Here is a 5,398-nt window from a genome sequence, read left to right on the forward strand (position 1 = left end):
CCAAGATAGTCGGCAAAAAGCTCTGCTGCTTCGCAGAGTTCTTTCAAAGAAAGTTCCGGCGCCTGAATTTCCAGTTTCATGTTCTTCTCCTTGAAAAGGGAACCTGTCAGAAGGGTATTTCCGAGTCTTCAACAGGGGGTTGGGGGTCAAAGGCTTCGGGCATGGCTTTTCCCTTCCTGCCTCCCAGCAATTCCATCCGCTCGGCAACAATTTCGGTGCTGAATCGCTCTATGCCCTGAGCATCAGTCCATTTGCGCGTTTGGAGATGGCCGCTGACATAAAGCTGGTCGCCCTTCTGCACATAATCCTGAAGAATTTCGGCCAGCCGACCCCACGCGGTTACTCGATGCCATTCAGTACGCTCCTGGCGTTGTCCGGCGGTATCTTTGTATGCCTCGTTGGTTGCGATGCTGATGTTGGTCACCTTGCCGCCAGAGGCCGTATGGCGTACCTCTGGATTTTGGCCAACATGGCCGAGAAGTGATACTCGATTGATAGACACGGCGCGATCCTCACCACCCAATATAGCAACATATTGCTAATTACGGTTGTCAATGTCAAGCAATAAAATGCTTGACTAGTTATGAGCAAGAACCGTGAGGTGATACCGTGTTAATTTAATCGTGTTTACGGGGGTGAGGTTGCGATTCCTGTCCAGACTCATTTCGACCATCAGCCTTCAGTTTTTCAGGTGTCGAGATGGGTGCCATATGATGGTAGCGGACTTCTCTTTTGCTGACGCTCAAGATGGCCTCTCTCCCTTCGTCTGACACGCTGGTGAAACTGTGTATGAGCTTGTCAATATCTTTTGATGCAATAATATCAACGGCTACTGCGCCAATTAACATTTGCCATGGACTGACCCCAAGTGCATTTGAAATTTTTTCGATGTTATTAAGTGTTGGTGAATAGTTGGGATCGGATTCAGGGTTCAGAATATTGCTTATGGTGCGTTGCGACACCCCGGATTTCTGGGCAAGAGCTGCTTGTGTCATATTGCTCTTGGCCATAAGGCTCGCTACATTGTGAGCAAAAATTTTCTTCATCGCGGTTTCCATCCGGTCAGTATGGGGCATTTATCAAGCAATTTGTTTCTTGACTGATTAGCAATTTATTGCTTAATATGTGCTCATGGACATATCCCTTACCTCTCAAGCAATCCGCCGCCTCCAGGCCGTCAAGGGCTCATGGGGAACTGTCGCCGAAGCTACTGGAGTCAGCTACTCCTGGCTTTGCAAGTTTGCCCAGGGGCGAATTCCTAACCCCAGTGTCCGGCGAATAGAGCATATTCTCTGGTACTTCAACCAGTTGGATACGCAGGCAATCCGCAGGCATGTCCAAAAGCGCAGACAAGCGTCCACGCATTCTTTCCTACCCCCATCCAGGCCAACCCATGAGGAATCTCCCAATGAGTAAGCGCTGTGTACCCCGTAAACCCATCCGTAAATCCCATACAGGAATCATGCAAAGGGTGATGACTGACGCAGATGTTGACAATGCACTGGCGGAGCTGGAGAGCTGCGGACTGGTTCGCAGGGAGGTCATGCCTGATGGGGAAGTCCGCCTGTTTCTGCCAAAGGCTCCGTCCCATTCTGCCGAACATTATCTCGTACTGGTGGACTAGCCATGGCCAGCTATCTGATTACCCAGGAAGAACTGGATCTGCTTTATGAAAAACCCTGGTCCGCCCAGATGACCTATTTCAGGGGTCTGAGGCCCAGAATGGACTATGCCACCGGTGTTGTGGGTCTGAAGTGCGGTATAAGTCGCCAGATGATCAAAGAGGAACTCACGGTCCCATCCATACAGGGCCGGCATCTTGATGCCTACCATCAACCCAGCACCAAAGAAATACGCTATGCCTTGGAAGTGCTGGAGGAATGCGGACTTATTGAACGGATTGAAGCAGGTAAGAAACTTGTTTTTCGAATGCCCTACGCTGCTGTGGGTAACTCCGTCCAGAATATGAAGGGCCGATCAGGGGCCGAGCAAAAAAATCATATAAACAACAAGATAAATCATGATGAAGCAGCAATGAAGGGCCGACATCTGGTATCTGGTAAAATAGAAGTGTTAGATACTAATTCTTACACCGAAGCATCCGCTCCGGCGTCGGTGGCATCGCCTTCAAAACCTGCAGGCGTTCAGGCCGAGCTTTTGCCTCCTGTGGCAATTGATTCCGGGAAACAGGAAAGAAAAATCCCTTCCCCATCATCCGCCCAACAGCAAGCCTCCAAAACCGTCACTGCCCCAAAACGGTCAACAACCCCTGTCTGGGAAGCGTATCGGCAGGCATATCTTGAGCGCTACGGTGTTGATCCAATCAGGAATGCCACGATTAACGGACAACTGGCGCACCTGGTACGCAGGCTGGGTGAACAGGAATCTCCAGAGGTAGCCCGATATTATCTGGGCCTCGAAACCCCGCTTTATCACCGCGAAGGTCATTCAGTAGGCATGCTGCTCAAACATGCCGAACACCTGCGTACACTCTGGGCGCGTAGTCACCAGTCCGGCCCGCCGGATAACAGCCTCGGTGCCAGTGCATGGACCCGCAACATCCCGGTGGATCAGGTGGTGGTGGCGTTATGACCTGCCGCTATCCCGGCTTTCGTATCCGTAATATCCCGATGAGAGGAGAATCCTGATGAGCCCACAACCAGCATTTTCCATGGACAGACTGACGAAAGAGTTTCTGGAACGTCATGGTCATGGATTGGGAGACAGCAACAACATCACCCTGTTGCCTGATCGACATCCGCAGTACCGCCGGTGTAACCAACATGGACGTTATCCCGTAACGCAGATGGACGCCGATGGGACTGTACGCTACATCACACCCGCAGAGTGCCCGCAATGTGAGCAGGAACGCCGTATTGCCAGATTGCTTGATCGTGCAGCAATTCCGGTCCGTTATCAGGACTGCACATTCGATAGCTACGAAATCAGCTGTGAGCAACAACAAACGGCAATGAATACCTGCCAGCATTTTGCACGGACGTTTCCGGAAATTGATGATGGCCGGGGGCTGATCCTGATTGGTCCACCGGGTACGGGAAAGAATCACCTGGCTGCTGCGATAGCCCGTGAATTACTGGCCCAGCGTTACTCCGTGTTGCAGGTAAGTGCATGGGAACTCATTGACCGGATAAGAAATGCCTGGCGCAGAAAGGATGGTCCTGGCCAGAAAGACATTATCGACGCCTTCGCCAAGGTGGATCTGCTGATTCTGGATGAAGCCGATAAGATTTTTGGTTCTGACGCAGAGCGGCTGCAACTTTTCAGCGTTCTCGATCAGCGGTACCGGATGTGCCGGTCAACCATCATCATCAGTAACGCGGGACTGCAAGGTCTCGAATCCTGTCTGGGCATGGCGGTCATCGACCGGCTATGTCAGGGCGGACTGCTGGTCCAGTGTGACTGGCCCAGTCATCGGCGCCAGAGGCGTCCAATCCAGGGAGTCCATTCATGAACAATCTGAATCTGTTCCGTGCAGCACAATGCAACATTCAATCTCTGCCAACGGCCATGATCAGGCCGGACCCCAGTCAGCCGCGTCGGGATTTTGAGACAGAAGCACTGGCCGAACTGGCTGACTCCATTGCCGAGAATGGCATTCTCTCACCCATCATGGTGGCCACCATGGCGGATGGGTTTCACCAGATTGTCTATGGAGAAAGACGCTGGCGGGCTGCCCGGATGGTTGGACTGAAAGAAATGCCCTGCATCGTTTCGACGGGTGTCGTCAATTCTGCGAGTGCCAGTGAGCGGAAAATCGTACAGTTGGCAGAAAACGCGCATCATCGCGATCTGTCCGATCTGGAGTATGTGGACGCCATTGGCGAGCTTTCAGCCAATGGCTGGACGACAGATGCGATTGCGAAGAAAACCGGCAAACGCACCCGCTGGGTCAAGCTGGTTCTTGAACTGGCGCATAACCTGCCCATGCGGGCACTACTGGAGACTGGCCGCATGTCGAGCGTTGAGGTTTACGCCCATTTCTCCGGACTGGTCGCCGAAGCCCGCCGTGAGCTTCTTGATGCGGGAGGGCGCATCACCAGTGTGGACTGTGCGCGCATGCGGGAAAAATACCGTAATCTGGAAGAAAAGCGCCAGACACGCCTGCAGCTGGTCTCTCAGGCAGAGGCCGAGACGAAGGCTGAAGTTGGGATTTCCAACAAAGAATTCAACAAACCCTGCCATGAAGCGAAACCCGTGACAGAGTCCTCATCAACCGAATCAGCTTCTTCTTTCTCATCCTCCCAGATGCCTGTTTCCAGTGCATCCCATCCAAAAGGCAGGAATGAAAACGGTCGTGAAGCCCGTAGCGAGGGGAGCCCGTCATTCGAGGCAGGATCCCAGGCCCATGAAGTCATGGATACTTCTGCGCTACCGGCATTCCATGAAACCGGCAACGCCCAGGCCTTGTTGTACGTGCGCATACCCAGGGAATGGTTTGATGAAACACAGGATCCGGAATATCTGGAGCAGATATGCATTGAAGCTATTCGGGCGGCTAAAGAGACCGGCTGGCATGGTCTGCCAGCACTTCGCGTTGCAAAAGCATGAAATCTGTATGTGGTGAGGTCAAAAACAGGTAAGTATTTTATGGAGGGCAGAATATGGAATACAATGAACTGTATTTACAGCTCAATCAGAATGATCTGGCGCGTGTGGCGGCATGTTGTTCGCTTTCTGTGGAAGATGTCCGCCAGGAGGCACGGCTGATTTGTCTGGAAATGGCTGCTGGTGAAAGTGATTACGATCCCGCCCAGGGGACCGTACCCCAATATGTATTGGGAAAACTGTGGGGGATGACCTTGCGCTGGCAGAACCCGGTATTGGGCAGCTGGGAAAAAGAAGAAGACGTTGGCGCCGATGATGGATTGCTGTTGCAGCAGCTGATGGAAACGGTGCCATGGTACGACAGTCAGGCCAATGATCCGTTGCAGCAGCTTGCCGACATTGAAGAGGAAGATGCTGGCCAAGCCCAGCGCGAGGCCATTCTTGATGCTCTGGAACCGGGAAAACGGACATTCGTGGGGCTCCTCATGCAAGGCCTGCCGCTGGAGAGCGTGGCAGAAATTTATGGGATGACCCCCAGGGCGGTGCGGTATCGCATGAGCAGTTTGGGTGCGATGGATTCGGCACATTAGTATTGGAAAAAACTTCAGCAACAGGATGGATATCTTTGGAATCACGCAAAGAGTTCAAGCGGCACTGCGCAGATTCTTGTTGACAGCACACATGCTTGAAGCTATTGCGGCGAATGAATGGAATTTTTTCACAACGACGAAGGAAGGCCATGCATCAAATCGTGACACAAATTGATATTGCGGCATCACCGGAGCGTGTGTGGTCCATCCTCACGGATTTCCCCGCCTATCCGCAATGGAAT

General features: G+C 52.5%; 8 protein-coding genes. 6 read left to right on the plus strand and 2 right to left on the minus strand.

The features are described 5' to 3' along the window. Positions 1–106: 106 nt before the first annotated feature. Both AC2VLY_RS13610 and AC2VLY_RS13615 read right to left on the minus strand, forming a co-directional pair. Positions 107–502 carry a single-stranded DNA-binding protein gene (locus tag AC2VLY_RS13610; protein WP_486894222.1) on the minus strand — a complete coding sequence of 132 codons (396 nt, stop codon included), beginning with the start codon at positions 500–502 and terminating at the stop codon, positions 107–109. A 115-nt stretch (positions 503–617) separates the two neighbouring features. Next, the gene (locus AC2VLY_RS13615; protein ID WP_486894221.1) at positions 618–1,046 is read right to left on the minus strand and encodes a helix-turn-helix transcriptional regulator; all 429 of its coding nucleotides are present in this window, start codon (positions 1,044–1,046) and stop codon (positions 618–620) included. 362 nt (positions 1,047–1,408) lie between these two features. Between AC2VLY_RS13615 and AC2VLY_RS13620 the strand changes: the two genes are divergently transcribed. From AC2VLY_RS13620 to AC2VLY_RS13645, 6 genes are all read left to right on the plus strand, one after another. Then, positions 1,409–1,624, plus strand: coding sequence for a hypothetical protein (locus tag AC2VLY_RS13620; RefSeq protein WP_486894220.1), 216 nt, complete (start codon positions 1,409–1,411; stop codon positions 1,622–1,624). Between the two features lie 2 nt (positions 1,625–1,626). Further along, on the plus strand, positions 1,627–2,592 hold the full coding sequence (locus AC2VLY_RS13625) for a hypothetical protein (RefSeq protein ID WP_486894218.1): 966 nt from the start codon (positions 1,627–1,629) through the stop codon (positions 2,590–2,592). A 55-nt stretch (positions 2,593–2,647) separates the two neighbouring features. Continuing rightward, a complete protein-coding gene (locus AC2VLY_RS13630; protein WP_486894216.1) occupies positions 2,648–3,472 on the plus strand; it encodes an ATP-binding protein in 825 nt (274 codons plus the stop codon). Beyond that, positions 3,469–4,569, plus strand: a complete 1,101-nt coding sequence (locus tag AC2VLY_RS13635; protein WP_486894215.1) for a ParB/RepB/Spo0J family partition protein — start codon at positions 3,469–3,471, stop codon at positions 4,567–4,569. Before AC2VLY_RS13630 ends, AC2VLY_RS13635 begins: the two co-directional genes overlap by 4 nt. Before the next feature lie 53 nt (positions 4,570–4,622). Further along, on the plus strand, positions 4,623–5,156 hold the full coding sequence (locus AC2VLY_RS13640; RefSeq protein ID WP_486894213.1) for a hypothetical protein: 534 nt from the start codon (positions 4,623–4,625) through the stop codon (positions 5,154–5,156). 149 nt (positions 5,157–5,305) lie between these two features. Then, a partial coding sequence (locus tag AC2VLY_RS13645) for an SRPBCC family protein (protein ID WP_486894223.1) occupies positions 5,306–5,398 on the plus strand: 93 nt, incomplete at its 3' end.

It is taken from the genome of Acidithiobacillus sp. TH-A36 (assembly GCF_057473445.1).